The sequence below is a fragment of the Comamonas sp. Tr-654 genome (assembly GCF_011752915.1).
In the GTDB taxonomy this organism is placed as follows: domain Bacteria; phylum Pseudomonadota; class Gammaproteobacteria; order Burkholderiales; family Burkholderiaceae_C; genus Comamonas.
The window spans coordinates 244,817-262,439 of the sequence record NZ_VWWQ01000004.1 but is presented as its reverse complement, the minus strand read 5'-3'; the positions used below and the strand labels follow the sequence as shown (position 1 = coordinate 262,439).

Below are 17,623 nucleotides of genomic sequence, written 5' to 3'. Positions count from 1 at the left end.
GGCCGGCCCGACGCCTTGTTCGAGCGGGCATGAAAAAACGCCACCTTTTCAGGTGGCGTTTTTGTTGGCGCTGGCGCCGTGCTTACTTGCCTTCGGCAGCCTTGCCAAACTTGGGCAGGTTGAACTGAGGCGGCACGCCCATGCGCTTGTTGATGATCCACTGCTGAGCGATCGACAAGATGTTGTTCGTCAGCCAGTACAGCACCAGACCCGAGGGGAAGAAGAAGAACATCACGCTGAACATCAGCGGCATGATCCACATCATCTTGGCCTGCATGGGGTCAGGAGGAGCGGGGTTCAGGGCGGTCTGCAGCAGCGAGGACAGAGTCATCAGCAGTGGCAGGATGAAGAAGGGATCCGGCACCGAAAGGTCGTGAATCCAGCCGATCCAGGGCGCGTTGCGAATTTCCACGCTGGACTGCAGCACCCAGTACAGAGCCATGAAGACAGGGATCTGGATGATGATGGGCAGGCAGCCGCCCATGGGGTTGACCTTCTCCTCGCGGTAGATGCGCATCATCTCCTGCTGCATCTGCTGGGGCTTGTCCTTCAGACGCTCGCGCATTTCCTGAATGCGGGGGTTGATGGCCTTCATCTTGGCCATCGAGGAGTAGGCCTTGGCGTTGAGCCAGTAGAAGGCGATCTTCAGCAGCACCACCAGGGCCACGATGGACCAGCCCCAGTTGCCGATGAACTTGTGCAGCTCGGACAGCAGCCAGTACAGCGGCTTGGCCAGAATCGTCAACCAGCCATAGTCCTTGACCAGTTCCAGACCGGGCGAGAGCTTTTCCAGCATGGGCTCGATCTGAGGACCGGAGAACAGGCGCGAGCTCACGGTCTTGGTCTGGCCGGGTTCCACCGTGCCCACAGGCGTGATCATGCCCACGGCATAGAGGTTGTCACCCACCTTGCGCACGAAGTTGTCGCGCTGGATGCCGTCGGCCAGCAGCCAGGCGCTGGCGAAGTAATGCTGCACCATGGCCACAAAGCCATTGGGAGAGGCCTTGTCGACCTCGGCCTTGCCGCTTTCGATGTCCTTGAACTCGACCTTGTGGTACTTCTTGGCGTCGGTATAGACGGCAGGACCGGTGAAGGTGGAATAGAAGCTGGACTCATGCTCGGGCTTGTTGCCGTCGCGCACCAGCTGCATGTACAGCTGGGGGTTCACGGCGGTCGAGCCGGTGTTGACCACATCGTGCTGCACATCGACGGCATAGGAGCCGCGCTTGAGCGTGAAGGTCTTGACCAGCTTCACGCCACCCTGGTCGGCGGACTCGAAGCGCACTTGCACGCTGTCCTGACCGTCCTTGAGCTCGCGCTCACCGGGCATCACGGTCATGGGAGTCTTGTGCGTGGGGAAGTTGCCGCCGATCAGGCCGGTCTGTCCCAGGTAGACGCGCTTGGCGTTTTCCTCGAACACCTGCATGAGCTTCTTGTCATCCGCGGTGTCGGAGTACTTGAGCAGCTCGGAATGCTTGAGCGTGCCGCCTTCGCTGTCGAAGGTCAGACGCATGACATCGCTGCCCACGGTCACGTCCTGACGGGGCGTCACGGCTGCTGCGGGCTGGCCTGCAGCATTGGCAGCACCGGGCACATCGCCGGCAGAAGCGGCTGCGGCGGGCTGGGGAACACTGACATCGGCAGGCTTGGCATCGGCCGCAGCAGGTGCACTGACCGTCTGCGGCGATGGGAAGAAGGTGGGCTTTTTGCCGTTATGGATTTGCCACTTGTCCCAGAGCAAAACCATGGAAAAGCCAAATATCACCCACAGTATGGTGCGGCGAATATCGTTCATGAAGACTTCTTAGGTGAGGAAGGTTGGGTGGTCGCGGAAGAGTCCGAGGCATTGTCCAGAAAGGAAAACAGCCTGGGCTTTTGCTGTGGCACGGGATCATGCCCTCCGTCACACCACGGATGACAGCGCGCCAGCCGGCGCACCGTCAGATAAGAGCCTACCGCAGCGCCGTGTTGCTCCAGCGCTTGAAGGGAATAGGCCGAGCAGGTCGGCTCGAAACGACAGGCCGACCCCAGCCAGGGACTGAGCAGCAGCCTGTAGCCACGCACCACAGTCATGAGCAGTCGCTGCATCATGGCTGGTTCTCCGGCTGATTAGCTATTGAATCAGTAGCTTCTTGCGCTCTTCCATCAAGGGCTTGAGGCGAATTCTTCTTCAAATCCACCTCCGCCGCAGCGGCCTGACGGGCCTGCGTCAGGCGGCGTGCCCCGGTCGCAAAAAGCTGTTGCAGTTCCGTGCGGACCGCTGCCTTGAGCTGATCCGAGGTTGCACTGACGAATTGCTTACGGTCAAACCCCGAGCGCAGGCGCACCACATAGGAAGCACACAGCAGGGCGTCCTCGTACTCCGAGGACACCGCATAGATCTGGCGCTTGATGGTGTGGCGCGTGACCGAGCGGCGTGCCCAGCGCTTGGGCACCATGGCACCCAGCCAGGCCTGCTTGCGCACGGCACCAATGCCAAACAGGGCCTGCGGATCACTCGATCCGGGCCCTGTCCTGGGGTTGGCAACCATGTCGGCAACCTCGGCCGCCAGCTCCATACGGTGCAGGGCGAAGTGCGGGGTACGGGCAATGGTGCCCGCGGACATGGTGGCCTGGAATTGCGGACGCGTTTTCAGCCTTTGCATAGGAGAGCCTCCGTTCAGAGGCCTTCAGCGCAGCGAAGGAGCAGACCGCTAGCCAACGCCGGCCTTAGACGGCCAGACGCTTGCGGCCCTTGGCGCGACGTGCGTTGATCACGGCACGGCCACCCTTGGTCTTCATGCGGACCAGGAAACCGTGGGTACGGGCGCGGCGGATCTTGGAAGGTTGATAAGTACGTTTCATGTTGGTTCCTTGAGAAGGTTCAGTATTTGCGTCGGCAAGGCGCCATGTTTGCGCCCGACCATTCCGGTTTTGCGCCGCACACTGTCACCGCCAAACCCGATATTTTTTCACATGCCAAGCATGTCATCGGACCAGAAGGCAACAAACGGAACAAAGCACCCGCCACAGCGCCCGCAAACATGTTCTGCATGTTCTAAAGCAGCTGGGCGCGCGCGCACAAAAAAGGCGCCCGGCTCATATCACCCTGAACACATTCAGGGAAACCGGGGATTATCACAGCGTTGCGCTTTTGATGCAATGACCCTTGAATTTGCTATGGACTCATGAGGATACCGTCAAGCCTGCACCGAGGTCGGAGATTCTTTACAAACCACAGGCTGCCTAATCTATTAGGATGTGCAGCCTATTACGCACCGGAGTCGGGGACAGCCTCCTGATATTTTGTGGATAACTTCCGCAAAAGCTACAATACCAACCCCGTAACTGTTCCTCCTATCCACAATTAGACTTTTGACAATGACAGAGGAACCAACCAATGATGCAGGCCAGGCCCTGTGGCAGGTCTGCGTTGAGCAACTGGGTCAGGAGCTGCCGGAGCAGCAATTCAACACCTGGATCAAGCCGCTGACGGCACTCGTTGCAGAAGATTTTTCTAAGGTCACCGTCTATGTGGCCAACCGCTTCAAGCTGGACTGGATCCGTGCCCAGTATGCAGGCCGCATCTCGGCCATGCTGGAGTCGCTCTACGGTCAGCCCGTCACCCTTGAGTTAGCACTTGCTCAGCGTGAAAGCGTTGTGCGTACATACGTGCGCCCACCATCTGCAACGCAGCAGACAGCTGCGCAGACGCTCAATGTCGCCGTACCCACCGTCACCAGCGAAGAGGCCAGTGCGCCGGTTTTCCGCACCCGCCTGAACCCGGCTCTCACCTTCGAGACCCTGGTCGAAGGTACGGCCAACCGCATGGCGCGCTCGGCCGCCATGCATGTGGCAGGCTCGCCCGGTCATCTCTACAACCCGCTGTTCATCTATGGTGGTGTCGGCCTCGGTAAGACCCACCTGGTGCATGCTGTGGGTAACCAGCTGCTCAAGGACAAGCCCGACGCCAAGATTCTCTACATCCATGCCGAGCAGTTTGTGTCGGATGTGGTCAAGGCCTACCAGCGCCGCACCTTTGACGAGTTCAAGGAACGCTACCACTCGCTCGATCTGCTGCTGATCGACGATGTGCAGTTCTTCGCCAACAAGGACCGCACGCAGGAAGAGTTCTTCAACGCCTTCGAGGCCCTGCTGGCCAAGAAGAGCCATATCGTGATGACGTCCGACACCTATCCCAAGGGTCTGGCCAATATTCACGAGCGCCTGGTCTCGCGTTTCGACTCGGGCCTGACGGTGGCCATCGAGCCGCCCGAGCTGGAAATGCGCGTGGCGATTCTGATCAACAAGGCCCGCGCCGAGAACGCCGACATGCCCGAGGAAGTCGCCTTCTTCGTGGCCAAGAACGTGCGCTCCAACGTGCGTGAGCTCGAAGGCGCGCTGCGCAAGATCCTGGCCTATTCGCGCTTCAACCAGAAGGAAGTGTCGATCCAGCTGGCCCGCGAGGCGCTGCGCGATCTGCTCAGCATTCAGAACCGCCAGATCTCTGTGGAAAACATCCAGAAGACGGTGGCTGACTACTACAAGATCAAGGTCGCCGACATGTACAGCAAGAAGCGCCCGGCCAGCATTGCCCGGCCGCGCCAGATTGCCATGTACCTGGCCAAGGAGCTGACGCAGAAAAGCCTGCCCGAGATCGGCGAGCTATTCGGCGGCCGCGACCACACCACCGTGCTGCACGCCGTACGCAAGATTGCAGGCGAGCGCCAGACCAACACCGAGTTGAACCAGCAGTTGCATGTGCTGGAACAAACGCTCAAGGGTTAAGAGCGTGTTCACGATCTGCTCGCGCCGACGTAGAGATCATGACGAGGCTCTAAAAAACTCCCCCATGAATGTCACTCACACAGGGCAAAATGGGGAATTAACGCGGCATGAGGGAGCGTCTGCATCGCCCTGCGGGCGCCGCCGCGTCAAAACATATGCGCACTTAAATCACTGAGGTTGACATGATCGTCCTGAAAGCCACACAAGACAAAGTTCTCGCGGTCCTGCAATCGGTGGCCGGCATTGTCGAGCGCCGCCACACGCTGCCCATTCTGGCCAATGTGCTGATCAAGAAGACCGGCAATGCGCTGCAGCTGACAACCAGCGACCTGGAAATCCAGATCCGCACCACGGCCGAGCTGGGCGGCGACGCCGGCGACTTCACCACCACCATCGGTGCCCGCAAGCTGATCGACATCCTGAAGACCATGCCCGGCGACCAGACCGTGAGCCTGGAGACGCAGCAGTCCAAGATGATTCTCAAGGGCGGCAAGAGCCGCTTCACGCTGCAGACCCTGCCCGCCGAAGACTTCCCGCTGGTGCAGGAATCGGCCGCCTTCGGCCCTGCCTTCAGCGTGCCGCAGAAGGTGCTCAAGGACCTGCTGGGCCAGGTCTCCTTTGCCATGGCCGTGCAGGACATCCGCTACTACCTGAACGGCATTCTGTTCGTCGCCGAAGGCAACACCCTGAGCCTGGTGGCCACCGACGGCCACCGCCTGGCCTGGGCCAGCGCCACGCTGGACGTGGAAGTGCCCATCAAGCAGGAAGTGATTCTGCCGCGCAAGACCGTGCTGGAGCTGCAGCGCCTGCTGTCGGATGCCAGCGGCGAGAACCAGCCCGTCATCGAGATGCAGTTCGCCAACAACCAGGCCAAGTTCACCTTTGGCGGCATGGAGTTCGTGACCAAGCTGGTCGAAGGCAAGTTCCCCGACTACAACCGCGTCATCCCGCGCAACCACACCAACAGCGTGACCCTGGGCCGCGCCCCGCTGCTGGCATCGCTGCAGCGTACGGCCATCATGACCAGCGACAAGTTCAAGGGCGTGCGCCTGTCGGTGGAGCCCGGCACGCTGCGCGTGGCGTCCAACAACGCCGAGCAGGAAGAGGCCATGGACGAACTCGACATCGACTACGGTGGCGACACCATCGAGATCGGCTTCAACGTGACCTATCTGATCGACGTGCTCACCAATATGAGCCAGGACATGGTCAAGATCGATCTGCAGGACGGCAACAGCTCGGCACTGGTCACCATCCCCGAGAACGAAAGCTTCAAGTACGTCGTGATGCCCATGCGCATCTGAGTGGACCGAACGCAGCCAGCCATTTCATTGCCTGAAATAACAGGAGCAGCTACCGCTCGTCCTGTAATGATTTCAGGCAAGTATTCATTTGAAAGTTATGCAGGTCAGGCGCCAACAGCTCCTGACCTTGTAGCAGCAAGGTAATTTCATGACCGAAGAGAACAAGCCAGACACCCAGAGCGCCGCAGATGCAGGCGGCTATGGCGAAGGCGCAATCCAGATCCTGGAAGGCCTGGAAGCCGTGCGCAAGCGCCCGGGCATGTACATCGGTGACACCTCGGACGGCACCGGTCTGCACCATCTGGTCTTCGAGGTCGTGGACAACTCCATCGACGAAGCGCTGGCCGGCTACTGCGACGACATTCTGGTCACCATCCATGCCGACGGCTCGCTGTCCGTCATCGACAACGGCCGCGGCATTCCCACCGGCGTGAAGATGGACGACAAGCACGAGCCCAAGCGCTCGGCCGCCGAAATCGCGCTGACCGAGCTGCACGCCGGCGGCAAGTTCAACCAGAACAGCTACAAGGTCTCGGGCGGTCTGCACGGCGTGGGCGTGTCCTGCGTGAACGCGCTGTCCGTCTGGCTCAAGCTCACCGTCAGCCGCGACGGCCGACGCCACGAAATCGACTTCTCGCGCGGCTTTGTGCAAAACCGCCTGATCGAAGTCGTGGACGGTGCCGAAGTCTCGCCCATGCGCGTGGTCGGTGCCAGCGACAAGCGCGGCACCAAGGTGCACTTTCTGCCCGACCAGGAAATCTTCAAGGAGAACTTCGAGTTCCGCTATGAAATCCTGGCCAAGCGCCTGCGCGAGCTGTCCTTCCTGAACAACGGCGTGCGCATTCGCTTGAAGGACGAGCGCGACGGCAAGGAAGACGATTTCTCGGGCGCCGGAGGCGTCAAGGGCTTTGTGCAGTTCATCAACGGCACCAAGAAGGTGCTGCACCCCACCACCTTCCATGCCAACGGCTCGCGCCCTGCGGAAACCTATGGCGGCATTCCCGGCACCGAAATCGGTGTCGAGGTGTCCATGCAGTGGAACGACAGCTATGCCGAACAGGTGCTGTGCTTCACCAACAACATTCCCCAGCGTGACGGTGGCACCCACCTGACCGGCCTGCGCGCCGCCATGACCCGCGTGATCGGCAAATACATCGCCGACAACGAAATGGCCAAGAAGGCCAAGGTCGAAGTCTCAGGCGACGACATGCGCGAAGGTCTGTGCGCCGTGCTCAGCGTGAAGGTGCCCGAGCCCAAGTTCTCCAGCCAGACCAAGGACAAGCTGGTCAGCTCGGAAGTGCGCGCGCCCGTGGAAGACATCGTGGCCAAGAGCCTGACCGACTTCCTCGAAGAAAACCCCAACGACGCCAAGATCCTCTGCGGCAAGATCATCGAGGCGGCCCGCGCCCGTGAAGCCGCGCGCAAGGCCCGCGAAATGACGCGCCGCAAGGGCGTGCTCGACGGCATGGGCCTGCCCGGCAAGCTGGCCGACTGCCAGGAAAAAGATCCTGCGCTGTGCGAAATCTACATCGTCGAGGGTGACTCCGCCGGCGGCTCCGCGAAGCAGGGTCGCGACCGCAAGTTCCAGGCCATCCTGCCGCTGCGCGGCAAGATCCTGAACGTGGAAAAGGCCCGCTACGAAAAGCTGCTGTCCAGCCAGGAAATCATCACCCTGATCACTGCCCTGGGCACCGGCATCGGCAAGGTCAGCGAAGACTCGGGCAAGAGCAGCAGCGACGACTACAACCCCGACAAGCTACGCTACCACCGCATCATCATCATGACCGACGCGGACGTGGACGGCGCCCACATCCGTACCCTGCTGCTGACCTTCTTCTACCGCCAGATGCCCGACCTGGTCGAGCGCGGCCATATCTACATCGCCCAGCCGCCGCTGTACAAGGTCAAGAACGGCAAGGAAGAGCTCTACCTCAAGGACGGCCCGGCCCTCAACAAATACCTGCTCAAGATCGCGCTGAACCATGCCAGCGTGAACACCGGCGGCGACACTCCGCGCACCGTCGAAGGTGAAGAGCTGGCCAAGCTGGCCAACATGCACCTGGCCGCCGAAACCGTCATCGAGCGCCTGTCCAACTTCATGGATGCCGAAGCCCTGCGCGCCATTGCCGACGGCGTGCAGATCAAGCTCGACACCTTCGAGGAAGCCCAGGAATGCGCCCCAATTCTCGAAGCCAAGCTGCGCGAGCTGACCACCACCGGCGTGCCCGCCGATGTGACGGCCGAGATCGACCCCAACAGCGAGCACCCCGTCCTGCGCATCAGCCGCCATCACCACGGCAATATCAAGAGCTCCATCCTGACCCAGGAGTTCGTGCGCAGCCATGACTACGCCGCCCTGTCCGACGAAGCGCAGAACTTCGTCGGCCTGCTGGGCGAAGGTGCCAAGGTCACGCGCGGCGAAGGCGAAAAGGCCAAGACCGAAAAGGTCGGCGACTTCCGTCAGGCCATGGCCTGGCTGATCTCCGAAGCCGAGCGCACCACAGGCCGCCAGCGCTACAAGGGTCTGGGCGAAATGAACCCCGAGCAGCTCTGGGAAACCACCATGGACCCCAATGTTCGCAGCCTGCTGCAAGTCAAGATCGGCGACGCCATCGAAGCCGACCGCGTCTTCACCATGCTTATGGGTGACGAGGTCGAACCGCGCCGCAACTTCATCGAAGACAACGCGTTGCGGGCGGGGAATATCGACGTTTGATTTTGTCGAATGCCACCATTGGTGAAAACTGTGCCAAGTTGGTGAAAAAGCTTTGACATAGTTACTAACAAAGAGCCCGGGTCATCCCGGGCTCTTTGTTATGGGGGCTGATATGAAGTCTATGGCTATTGTTCAGCGCTTGCTGTCGTTCTTACTGCTTGACTACGTTGGCCTTTGCATCTCATCGATTCGCTATCGATATCAAGCTCTGGAAGCCACCCCTGTGCACCTAACCAAACAGCTCGGCGCCATGGTGAGTCATGCTGAGGCGGTGGATCCACCAAGTCGGCAGGATACCAACCACCCCTTATGCGTTGCTGCAGCTCTGGCACAAGCACCTGACCTTCTTGCAACCGCTGTAAATCGCGCGTATCCAATTCTTTACCAACGACCAGCACACCCGTCTGCTGTGCCACATGCACCAGTGCAGCTAGGTTTTCCACACAAGGGGCATGGTCCATGCGCCAATGGTCACAGAGCAACCAATAGCGCGACCATTCAATACCATCCAGCCCTTCGCTCACCTCCTCGTACACCACACATACCGGGCCATACACCCCCGGCCCCACCGGAACGCCCAAAGCCTTCCAAACAGCAAGATATCTATGCACGTTCGGTGCTGCGGCCTCACGTGCATGCAACCATTCGCCATAGCGTGCAGGCTCTTTGTAGTGATCCTCTATAAAGTGTGGCACTGCGTCCTCTAGGCCGTCCAACCAATCGCGACGTAGGTTCAAATAGCCAGCCGCCCAATCCAGCAGCGCAGGGGTCAACTTGGGCTTAAGCAGATCAGGTGACGAGCAATCGGCCATGGCCAACTCAGGCTTGGCCTGGGCGATGGCAGCCGGCACCAAGCGAATGATCTGCTGCCGCGCCAAACCATGCGCCTCAAAAGCGCGGATCAGCCGCTGGGCCGAGCGCCGAGCAGGATCACGCCGACCTCGCCACCATTCCCAGCTTTTGCTGATTACGCCCCAAAGGCTCGTGACTTCACCCACCCAGGACATGGTCAGCCCAACCTCTGCACCGAAGCCCTGGTCTTCACGCGCTCGAAATGGGCTGCCACGCGCGGGAATTCGGTGATGTCCACGCCGTCGCCCTTGAGCCAGCCCGCCACGGTGTAGAGATAGCCGTCGGCCACGGTGAACTGCTCACCCATCACCCAGGTCTTGTCGCCCAGATAGTGCTGTTCGATCACCGCAAAGCATTCGCGCATGTTCTGCGGCACCTTGGCGCGCATGGCGGTCTGGGCAGCCTCGTCGTCGGCCCAGCGCGAGGCGCGTGGACGGTGGGCGTGAGCGATGTGTGCGGTCGATGCCAGATAGGCATTGAACTCCTGCATCTGCGCCAGCGCAAAGGGGTCATCCAGCGGTGCCAGTCTGGCCTGCGGATGGGTCTGCGCCACATACAGCAGCAGCGCGGGAGTCTCGGTCAGCACGCCGCGTTCCGTGGCCAGCGCGGGCACTCTGCCCTTGGGATTGATGCTCAGGTATTCGGGGCTGCGCTGCTCGTTGTCGGCAAAGCTCAGCGTCTTGAGCGTGAACTGGGCGTCGGCCTCATAAAGCGCAATCAGTACGGCCTGCGCGCAGGTGCCAGCTGCGTAGTAAAGCGTGGTTTGGCTTGCCAAAATCGTTCTCCCGTGGATGGTGATATGCCTGTGCAGTGTAGGCTGCCCCGCAGCCCGCTCAATCCCATGAAACGGGTCTGCTCATAGCAATGGCGCAAGGCAGACATCGACATCTCATGGCAGCATCGCGCTTCTCCCAGAAGTGCCCCACCCGAAATGAAATCCTCCATCCGCATTGTTGACGTCGACCGCCTGGAAACCTGGAGCAAGTACAAGGCCGGCATGTGCGACAGCTGCGCGGCCAATTGCTGCACCATGCCGCTGGAGGTACGCCTGCCGGATCTGGTGCGCCTGGAGCTGGTGGACCCGTTCGAGGTCGAAAACATCGAGCCCAAGCTGATCGCCAAGCGGCTGATGAAGATGCGCCTGATCGACCACTTCAACCCCAAGCACGAGATCTTCACCATGGCCCGCCGAGCGGGTGGCGACTGCAATTTCCTGGACAAGAACACGCGCCGCTGCACGGTCTATGAAAAGCGCCCGGAAACCTGCAGACTGCACCCTAAGAAGGGGCCCAAACCAGGCTTCTGTGCCTATGGCAACAAGGCGCTTTCGCAGATCTGAAAACGTCGCGGCAGCGCTTCAGACATCGGCCACGGCAGGCAACCAGATGCGCGCCACCAGTCCTGGATGGGCGTTATGAAAACTGAGCTTGCCGCCATGCAGCTGGACAATGGCCAGCACACTGGCCAGACCCAGTCCGTAGCCCGGGCGATCCGATTCCGCGCGGTAGAAACGGGTGGTCATTTTCTCCAGGGTCTGAGGATCTGCACCCGGCCCCTGATCCTGCACGGTGATCTCCACACCCCAGACGCCATCGCTGCCATGCTCCTGCGCTGGCGCGGCGCGCAGCAGCACGTCAGCCCCGTGGATATCGTCGGGTGAAGCTCCGTATTTAATAGCATTATCGACAAGATTGGAAACGGCGCTGGCCAGCAGGTCACCATCGCCCAGGGCCTGCACACCTTCCTGCACATCCAGCCTGAGAATGCCGCCGGCGTCTTCCACCAGCGGCTCGTAGAAGTCCACCACATCAACCAGCAAGGCCTGCAGGTCAACCGGCGCAAAGCTCTTGCGACTGGCTCCGCTTTCCACTTCGGCAATCTGCAAGAGCTTCTCGAACACCACACCGAGTTCAGCGACTTCTTCGGCCACCAGCGCCAGCGTGGCAGACTGCATTTCTGGGCTGGCCTGCTGTGCGTTGCGCAGGCGCAGCAATATGCGCGTCAACGGCGTTCTGAGGTTGTGCGCAATGCTGTTGGAGACATGGCGTATGCCTTCCATCAACTGCTCGAGCCGATCGAGCATGGTGTTGATATCACGGTTGAGCAGCGTGAATTCATCACCGCGCTGATCGACCGGAATGCGCTGGCGCAAATCGCCCGCCGCAACGCGCGACATGGTGTTGCGAATGGCGGCCGCGCGCTCATCCACCACACGCCTGAAGACCATGGCACCGATCAGGGCCATGATGCAGGCCGCGACGGCTGCCAACAAGCTAGCCTGACCGAACAGCTCCTCCATGTCGCGCTGCAACTGCATGTCGCTGCCTACGGCCAGCAGATTGCCATTGGGCATTTCCACGACGGCCACCCGACCTACCATCAGCCGCCCGTTGCGCTTCACGGTCAGCTCGCGCACGCCCATGATGCTGAGCTTGCGCGGAGGATAGACCTCGGCATTGCTGACAATGGTCTCACCTTGCGGGTTCATGAGAATGACGATTTCCGTGTCGGTGTTCACACCGTCACGAATGGTCTGCAGAATCTCGTTTTCCAGTGCCCCCGGGCCGTATTTGGCCGAGTGCTCGGTCAGTCTGCGCACATGGTTTTCGGCCTGCTTGTCGAGCCTTACCCGCACCACGCCCACGGTCTGCACATAGAAGACGGCCAGCACAATGGCCATGGTCAGGACCATGAGGCCGCCATAGCTGAGTGCCAGCCTGAAGGCCAGCGAACTCCAGGGTCTGGAGCGCATCATCAGACCACCTCGGGCAGGTCTTGCGGCTGGTCCGAGAGGCTGTAGCCCACACCGCGCACGGTGTGGATCAGAGGCGTGGCAAAGCCTTTGTCCACCTTGCTGCGCAAGCGGCTGATGTGCACGTCGATCACATTGGTCTGCGGATCGAAGCGGTAATCCCAGACCGACTCCAGCAGCATGGTGCGCGTGACGATCTGGTGCGCATGCTGCATGAGAAACGCGAGCAGACGGAATTCGCGCGGCTGCAGCGACAACGGCTGGCCGGCACGCTCGGCACTGCGCGAAATCAGGTTGACGCGCAGATCGGCCACCTGCATCTCGCGAGTGGGAGCCGGGATCTGGGCACGGCGCACCAGGGCTTCGAGCCTGGCCGAGAGCTCGGAGAAGGCAAAGGGCTTGGTCAGATAGTCATCGCAGCCGGCCTTGAGCCCGCGCACTCTCTCGTCCGTGGCAGACAGGGCGCTGAGAACCAGCACCGGCGTCTGCTTTCCCATGGAGCGCAAGGCCTGCAGGATCTGCAGTCCGTCAAAGCCATTGGGCAGCATGCGGTCGAGGATGATGACATCCCAGTTCTCGCCCACGGCCTGCGCAATGCCTTGCACACCGTCACCGCAGACACTGACATGCGCGCCTTGCTGGCGCAACCCTTCAGCGATGTAACGCGCGTTGAGCGCATCGTCTTCGATGATGAGGTAGCGATACATGCGGAGTCTGTCTCTGGCCGTTGGTGGACAGACACTATAAGCCGTCGCCTCCTCCTTCGCAGCGGGCGGCAGGGAAGCATCAGGAGGTGGTACAGGGGTTTGTGCCATCTCCCTTGCCTCGCTCAAGGCTGCACCTGTGGCAGGTCGCCGCTGGCCAGACGCACTTCCCACTCGGCGTCCAGCATGTCCTTGACCAGCTCCAGATGCTCCAGCCGGTGCTCGGTGATCGAGCCCAGTGCATCGATCAGCTCGAGAATCGTGCCCTTGCCCAGCTTGTAGGCGTCCTGAGCCATCTGGTGCAGCGGCGCAATCTGCGCCAGCCCTTCCTTCTCGTAGTCACGCACGGCCGTGCGGCGCAGAGACAGTTGCTGCAACGCACGCTGCAGTTCGGACTGAGCGGCCAACAGGGCCGCATCGCGGCGCAGCTCGGCCTGGTCGGCCTCGACCTTGGCGCGCTCGATAGGGCCCTGGCGACGGTCGAAAAGCGGGATCTCCACGCTCACGCCCACCTGGTTGAAACTGCCATCCACGCTGTTGCGGATGCGGGCCAGACCAAAGGATGGCGTGGGCAATGCCTCACGCTGCTCGAGCTGGATCTTCTGGCGCGCCCTGTCCAGCTCGGCCTGCGCGGCACGCAGGCTCGGCAACTGGATCTGCGCCTGATTCCACAGCAGCTCGTAGCCAGGGGCCTTGCGCAGGTCGGAAGCCTGCAGGCTGCCTTCGACACGCACCTGCCATTGCGGCAGGGCCGCAATGGCAGCCACGCGCGATGCAGCATCCCGCAAGGCGGCCTGGGCCTTGCTGACCTGCATGCTCATCTGGGCCTGCTGCAGGTTCAGACGCGCGCCGTCATAGCGGCTGCGCGTACCGGCTTCGATCTGGCCCTTGACGATGTTGCCCGCCCTCTCCAGCTCGTCGCGTGCAGCCAGCCACACCTGATAGCGCTGCTGCGCCACCAGCAGCTCGTTGAAGGCATGGGCGGCATCGCTCATGGTGACGGCGACCGCCACGTCGGCATTGGCCGCCGCGGCCTTCTCGCCCAGCCTGGCATTCTCGATGCGCATGCCGCGCTGACCGAAGATGGGAATGGCCTGCTCCACACCCCATTCCTTTTCGCCGCGCTTGCTGGAGTAATGCATGGCGGGATTGGAGATGGTGGCCGCCGTCTTGCTGTCGGCCCTGGCCAGATCCAGCTGCATGCGATCGGCCGCCAGGTTGGGCTGGTTCTGCACGACGATGCGCAGATATTCCTGCAGGGTCACAGGCTGCACAGGGGCCGCCATACGGCCCGCGGCTGCACTGTTCTGCGCAGGTGCGTCCATCGCATCGGCAGCATGGGCCAGGCCGCTGAAAGCACCGCAGCACAGTGCCGCAGCCATGGCCAGCGAGTGCCATTTATTCATCTTGAGCGCTTTCATCACGTTCTTCCTGCGTCAACATGTTCTTGGGGCCCAGCAAGGCATACAGCACGGGCAGCAGCACCAGTGCCACCAATGGCAGCACCACCATGCCGCCGACGATGACGGAGGCAAACGGGCGCTGGGTTTCGCTACCCACGCCAGTGGACAGTGCCATGGGCAGCAGGCCCAGCAGCGCCAGCAACGCCACCAGAATGATGGAGCGCATGCGCTCGGCCGCACCTTCGATCAGGGCCTGCATCAAGGGCATGCCCTGACGGCGCAAATCCTCGACCGCAGAGACCACCAGCAACCCCGCCAGGGCCACCTGGCCCAGCAAGGCAATAAAACCGATGGCCGCGCTGATGGAGAGCTCGATATGCGCCAGATGCAGGGCCGCAATGCCGCCCACCATGGCAAACGGCGCGCACAGCAGGATGATGCCGGCGCTGCGGGCCTGGCCCAGCGCACCGAACAGCAGGGCGTAGACGATCACCAGCGACAGTGGCACCACCACCTTCAGGCGTGCAGCCGCACGTTGCTGGTTCTCCCATTCACCGCCCCAGACGGCCTGGTAGCCTTCAGGCAATTTCACGTTCTGCTTGAAGGTGGCCAGCGTGTCCTTCACCACTGAGCCGATGTCACGGCCTTCCACATTGAACTTGAGCGCCATGTAGCGCGCATTGCCTTCGCGGAAGATGGAGGAGTTGCCGACCTTCATGCTGACCGTACCGACCGAGCCCAGAGGCACAGAGCCACCATCGGGCAGCGGTATGGCGATGTTGCGAATGCGCTCTTCGTCCATGCGGTCCACATAGGGCAGGCGCACGCGCACCGGCACGGGGAACTCGCCTTCCCACAAAGTGGTGGCCACATTGCCGGCCAGGGCTACTTCCAGGGTCTTTTGCGCGTCCTCCATGGCAATGCCCTGGCGCGCCAGCGCCTGGCGGTCGAACTGCACATGCACCTGGGGTGCCGGGGCATCGCGGTACAGATCCAGATCGACCACACCATCGATGTCCTTCACCAGCGATTTGGTCTGCTGAAGAATGCTGCGCAGCGTGGGAATATCAGGGCCGAACAGCTTGAGCACGACCTGGCCGCGCGCGCCCGAGGTGGACTCTTCCACGCTGTCGCGAATAGGCTGCGCGAAGTTGAAGGCCACGCCGGGAATCTCACCCAGTGTCGCCCGCATTTCCTCGATCAGCGCGGGCTTGGTCAGGCCCTTGCGCCATTCGCCATGGGGCTTGAGGCGCACCAGCACCTTGGCCAGATTCAGCGTCTCGTTGTCGGTGCCTGATTCGGGGCGTCCCTGCTCCGTGGTGACGGTGATCACCTCGGGGAAGACCTTGAGGCGCAGACGCACATCGCGCAGCACTTCCTGGCCTTTTTCCAGCGAGATGGAAGCCGGCATCTGCACCAGCACATAGGCATCGCCCTCATCGAGCTCCGGCAGGAACTCGGTGCCGAGCCATTTCGCCGAAACCCCGGCCACCACCAGTACGCTCACGAACACGGCGATCACTGCAGTGCGGCGCTTGGCGGCGCCCAGTACCTTGGCGATCCAGTGCTGGTAGCCGTGGTGCGCGCGGTCGAAGATCTTGGGCTCTTCCACCATCACATGCTTGGGCTTGAGCAGCAAGGCGCACAGCGCCGGCACCAGACCCATGGCGAACACCAGCGCACCCAGCAGGGCAAAGCTGTAGGTCATGGCCAGCGGACGGAAGATGCGGCCTTCGATGCTCTGCAGCGAGAACACGGGAATCAGCGCCGCAATCACAATGGCCATGGCGAACAGCGTGGGCTTGGCCACGGCCACGGCCGAATCCACAATGATGTGGCGCATGTCGTTGGCCGTCTGCGGCTTGCGCTGCCGTGCGTTGCGGATGATGTTCTCGGCCAGCACCACGGCACCGTCCACCATGATGCCGAAGTCGATGGCGCCCATGGAGATCAGATTGGCAGGCATGCCCAGCCAGTGCAGGCCGATGAAGGCCACCAGCAGCGACAGCGGAATCACCGTGGCCACGATCAGCGAGCCACGCAGGCTGCGCAGGAATAGCCACAGCACGGCAATGATCAGCGTGGCACCGAACAGCAGGTTGTGCTGCACGGTCTTGAGCGTGTGACCCACCAGATCGGAGCGATCATAGTTGGTGACCATGTGCATGCCTTCGGGCAGGCCGCCGCTGTTGAGCTCATCGACCTTGGCATGAATGTCATCGAGCACGATGGAGGGGTTGGCGCCGCGCTTGAGCAGCACAATGCCCTGCACCACATCGTTCTGGTCGTCCATGCCCACCGAGCCCTGGCGCGGCGTATGCGACTGCGCGACACGCGCCACGTCGCCGATGGTCACGGGAGCCTTGCCACGCATGGCAACGACCACGTCCTGAATCTCCTGCGGATTACGCAGCAGGCCGATACCGCGAATGATGAAGGACTGCTCGCCACGGCGCATCAGGCCGCCACCTACGTTGCGGTTGGACTTGGAGAGCGCATCGCTCACATCGTCCAGCGACAGGCCCAGGCTGTAGAGCTTCTCGGGGTCGACTTCAACGTGGAACTCCTTGACGAAGCCGCCAATGCTCACCACGTCGGCCACGCCCTGCACCTGCTTGAGCACCCGCACCACATGCCATTCCTGCTCGGTGCGCAACTGCGCCAGATTGTGTCTGTCGCTCTGCAGGCGGTAGTAGAAGATTTTGCCCAGCGGCGTGTAGTCAGGCGCCATTTCAGGCGTCACGCCACTGGGAAGATCCGCCTGCGGCAGACGCTGCGACACCTCGGCGCGCGACGTAAAGCTCTTCGCGTCGTCGTTGAAGACCAGATTGATCATGGAGAGACCGAAATAGCTCTCCGAGCGCAGCGATATCAGACCCGGCGTTCCGTTGAGCTCACGCTCCAGCGGCTGGGTGATCTGGCGCTCCACCTCTTCGGGAGCCAGGCCCGGCGCCTGGGTGATCACCCCGACCTGCACATTGGTCACGTCGGGATAGGCTTCGATGGCGGTCTGCAGATAGGCGTAGACGCCGTAGACGGCAATCGCCAGCGTGGCGCACACCGCCAGCAGCCGACGATGGACCACAAATGAAATAAATGAACTCAGCATGGTTCAGGCTCCTGCC

At 61.6% G+C, this 17,623-nt stretch carries 14 protein-coding genes; 4 read left to right on the top strand and 10 right to left on the bottom strand.

The window, feature by feature from the left end; translation table 11 throughout:
- Nucleotides 1-82: 82 nt before the first annotated feature.
- From yidC to rpmH, 4 genes are all read right to left on the bottom strand, one after another.
- Nucleotides 83-1,795 (bottom strand): membrane protein insertase YidC, encoded by a 1,713-nt coding sequence (gene yidC / locus F3J24_RS14485; RefSeq protein ID WP_019042631.1) that lies wholly within the window; start codon nucleotides 1,793-1,795, stop codon nucleotides 83-85.
- The gene (yidD, locus tag F3J24_RS14480; RefSeq protein WP_167007584.1) at nucleotides 1,792-2,091 is read right to left on the bottom strand and encodes a membrane protein insertion efficiency factor YidD; all 300 of its coding nucleotides are present in this window, start codon (nucleotides 2,089-2,091) and stop codon (nucleotides 1,792-1,794) included. Before yidD ends, yidC begins: the two co-directional genes overlap by 4 nt.
- A complete protein-coding gene (locus F3J24_RS14475; protein WP_167007582.1) occupies nucleotides 2,088-2,645 on the bottom strand; it encodes a ribonuclease P protein component in 558 nt (185 codons plus the stop codon). Before F3J24_RS14475 ends, yidD begins: the two co-directional genes overlap by 4 nt.
- A 64-nt stretch (nucleotides 2,646-2,709) precedes the next feature.
- A complete protein-coding gene (rpmH, locus tag F3J24_RS14470; protein ID WP_003060014.1) occupies nucleotides 2,710-2,844 on the bottom strand; it encodes a 50S ribosomal protein L34 in 135 nt (44 codons plus the stop codon).
- A gap of 516 nt (nucleotides 2,845-3,360) precedes the next feature.
- Here rpmH and dnaA point away from each other — a divergent pair.
- The 3 genes from dnaA (at nucleotide 3,361) to gyrB (ending at nucleotide 8,787) form a co-directional block, all read left to right on the top strand.
- Nucleotides 3,361-4,767, top strand: a complete 1,407-nt coding sequence (gene dnaA, locus F3J24_RS14465) for a chromosomal replication initiator protein DnaA (RefSeq protein ID WP_003060009.1) — start codon at nucleotides 3,361-3,363, stop codon at nucleotides 4,765-4,767.
- A 182-nt stretch (nucleotides 4,768-4,949) separates the two neighbouring features.
- Nucleotides 4,950-6,071: a DNA polymerase III subunit beta gene (gene dnaN, locus F3J24_RS14460; RefSeq protein WP_003064798.1), complete on the top strand. Its 1,122-nt coding sequence runs from the start codon at nucleotides 4,950-4,952 to the stop codon at nucleotides 6,069-6,071.
- Between the two features lie 148 nt (nucleotides 6,072-6,219).
- Complete coding sequence (gene gyrB, locus F3J24_RS14455; RefSeq protein WP_167007579.1) at nucleotides 6,220-8,787, top strand: DNA topoisomerase (ATP-hydrolyzing) subunit B; 2,568 nt, start codon at nucleotides 6,220-6,222, stop codon at nucleotides 8,785-8,787.
- A 125-nt stretch (nucleotides 8,788-8,912) separates the two neighbouring features.
- On the opposite strand, the gene F3J24_RS14450 is transcribed toward gyrB, so the two are convergent.
- Nucleotides 8,913-9,794: a hypothetical protein gene (locus F3J24_RS14450; RefSeq protein WP_167007576.1), complete on the bottom strand. Its 882-nt coding sequence runs from the start codon at nucleotides 9,792-9,794 to the stop codon at nucleotides 8,913-8,915.
- A gap of 2 nt (nucleotides 9,795-9,796) precedes the next feature.
- Entirely contained in the window at nucleotides 9,797-10,414 is a 618-nt protein-coding gene (locus tag F3J24_RS14445; protein ID WP_167007574.1) for a glutathione S-transferase family protein, read from the bottom strand.
- A 156-nt stretch (nucleotides 10,415-10,570) separates the two neighbouring features.
- On the opposite strand from F3J24_RS14445, the gene F3J24_RS14440 reads away from it, so the two are divergent.
- A complete protein-coding gene (locus F3J24_RS14440; protein ID WP_167007572.1) occupies nucleotides 10,571-10,978 on the top strand; it encodes a YkgJ family cysteine cluster protein in 408 nt (135 codons plus the stop codon).
- Nucleotides 10,979-10,996: 18 nt separating this feature from the next.
- Here F3J24_RS14440 and F3J24_RS14435 read toward each other — a convergent pair whose 3' ends face one another.
- From F3J24_RS14435 to F3J24_RS14420, 4 genes are all read right to left on the bottom strand, one after another.
- Nucleotides 10,997-12,394, bottom strand: a complete 1,398-nt coding sequence (locus tag F3J24_RS14435) for a HAMP domain-containing sensor histidine kinase (protein WP_167007570.1) — start codon at nucleotides 12,392-12,394, stop codon at nucleotides 10,997-10,999.
- The gene (locus tag F3J24_RS14430) at nucleotides 12,394-13,098 is read right to left on the bottom strand and encodes a response regulator transcription factor (RefSeq protein WP_167007567.1); all 705 of its coding nucleotides are present in this window, start codon (nucleotides 13,096-13,098) and stop codon (nucleotides 12,394-12,396) included. The genes F3J24_RS14435 and F3J24_RS14430 overlap by 1 nt, the downstream gene beginning before the upstream one ends.
- Nucleotides 13,099-13,220: 122 nt before the next feature.
- Nucleotides 13,221-14,516 carry a TolC family protein gene (locus F3J24_RS14425; protein WP_019042908.1) on the bottom strand — a complete coding sequence of 432 codons (1,296 nt, stop codon included), beginning with the start codon at nucleotides 14,514-14,516 and terminating at the stop codon, nucleotides 13,221-13,223.
- On the bottom strand, nucleotides 14,494-17,607 hold the full coding sequence (locus tag F3J24_RS14420; RefSeq protein WP_167007564.1) for an efflux RND transporter permease subunit: 3,114 nt from the start codon (nucleotides 17,605-17,607) through the stop codon (nucleotides 14,494-14,496). The genes F3J24_RS14425 and F3J24_RS14420 overlap by 23 nt, the downstream gene beginning before the upstream one ends.
- Nucleotides 17,608-17,623: the final 16 nt, after the last annotated feature.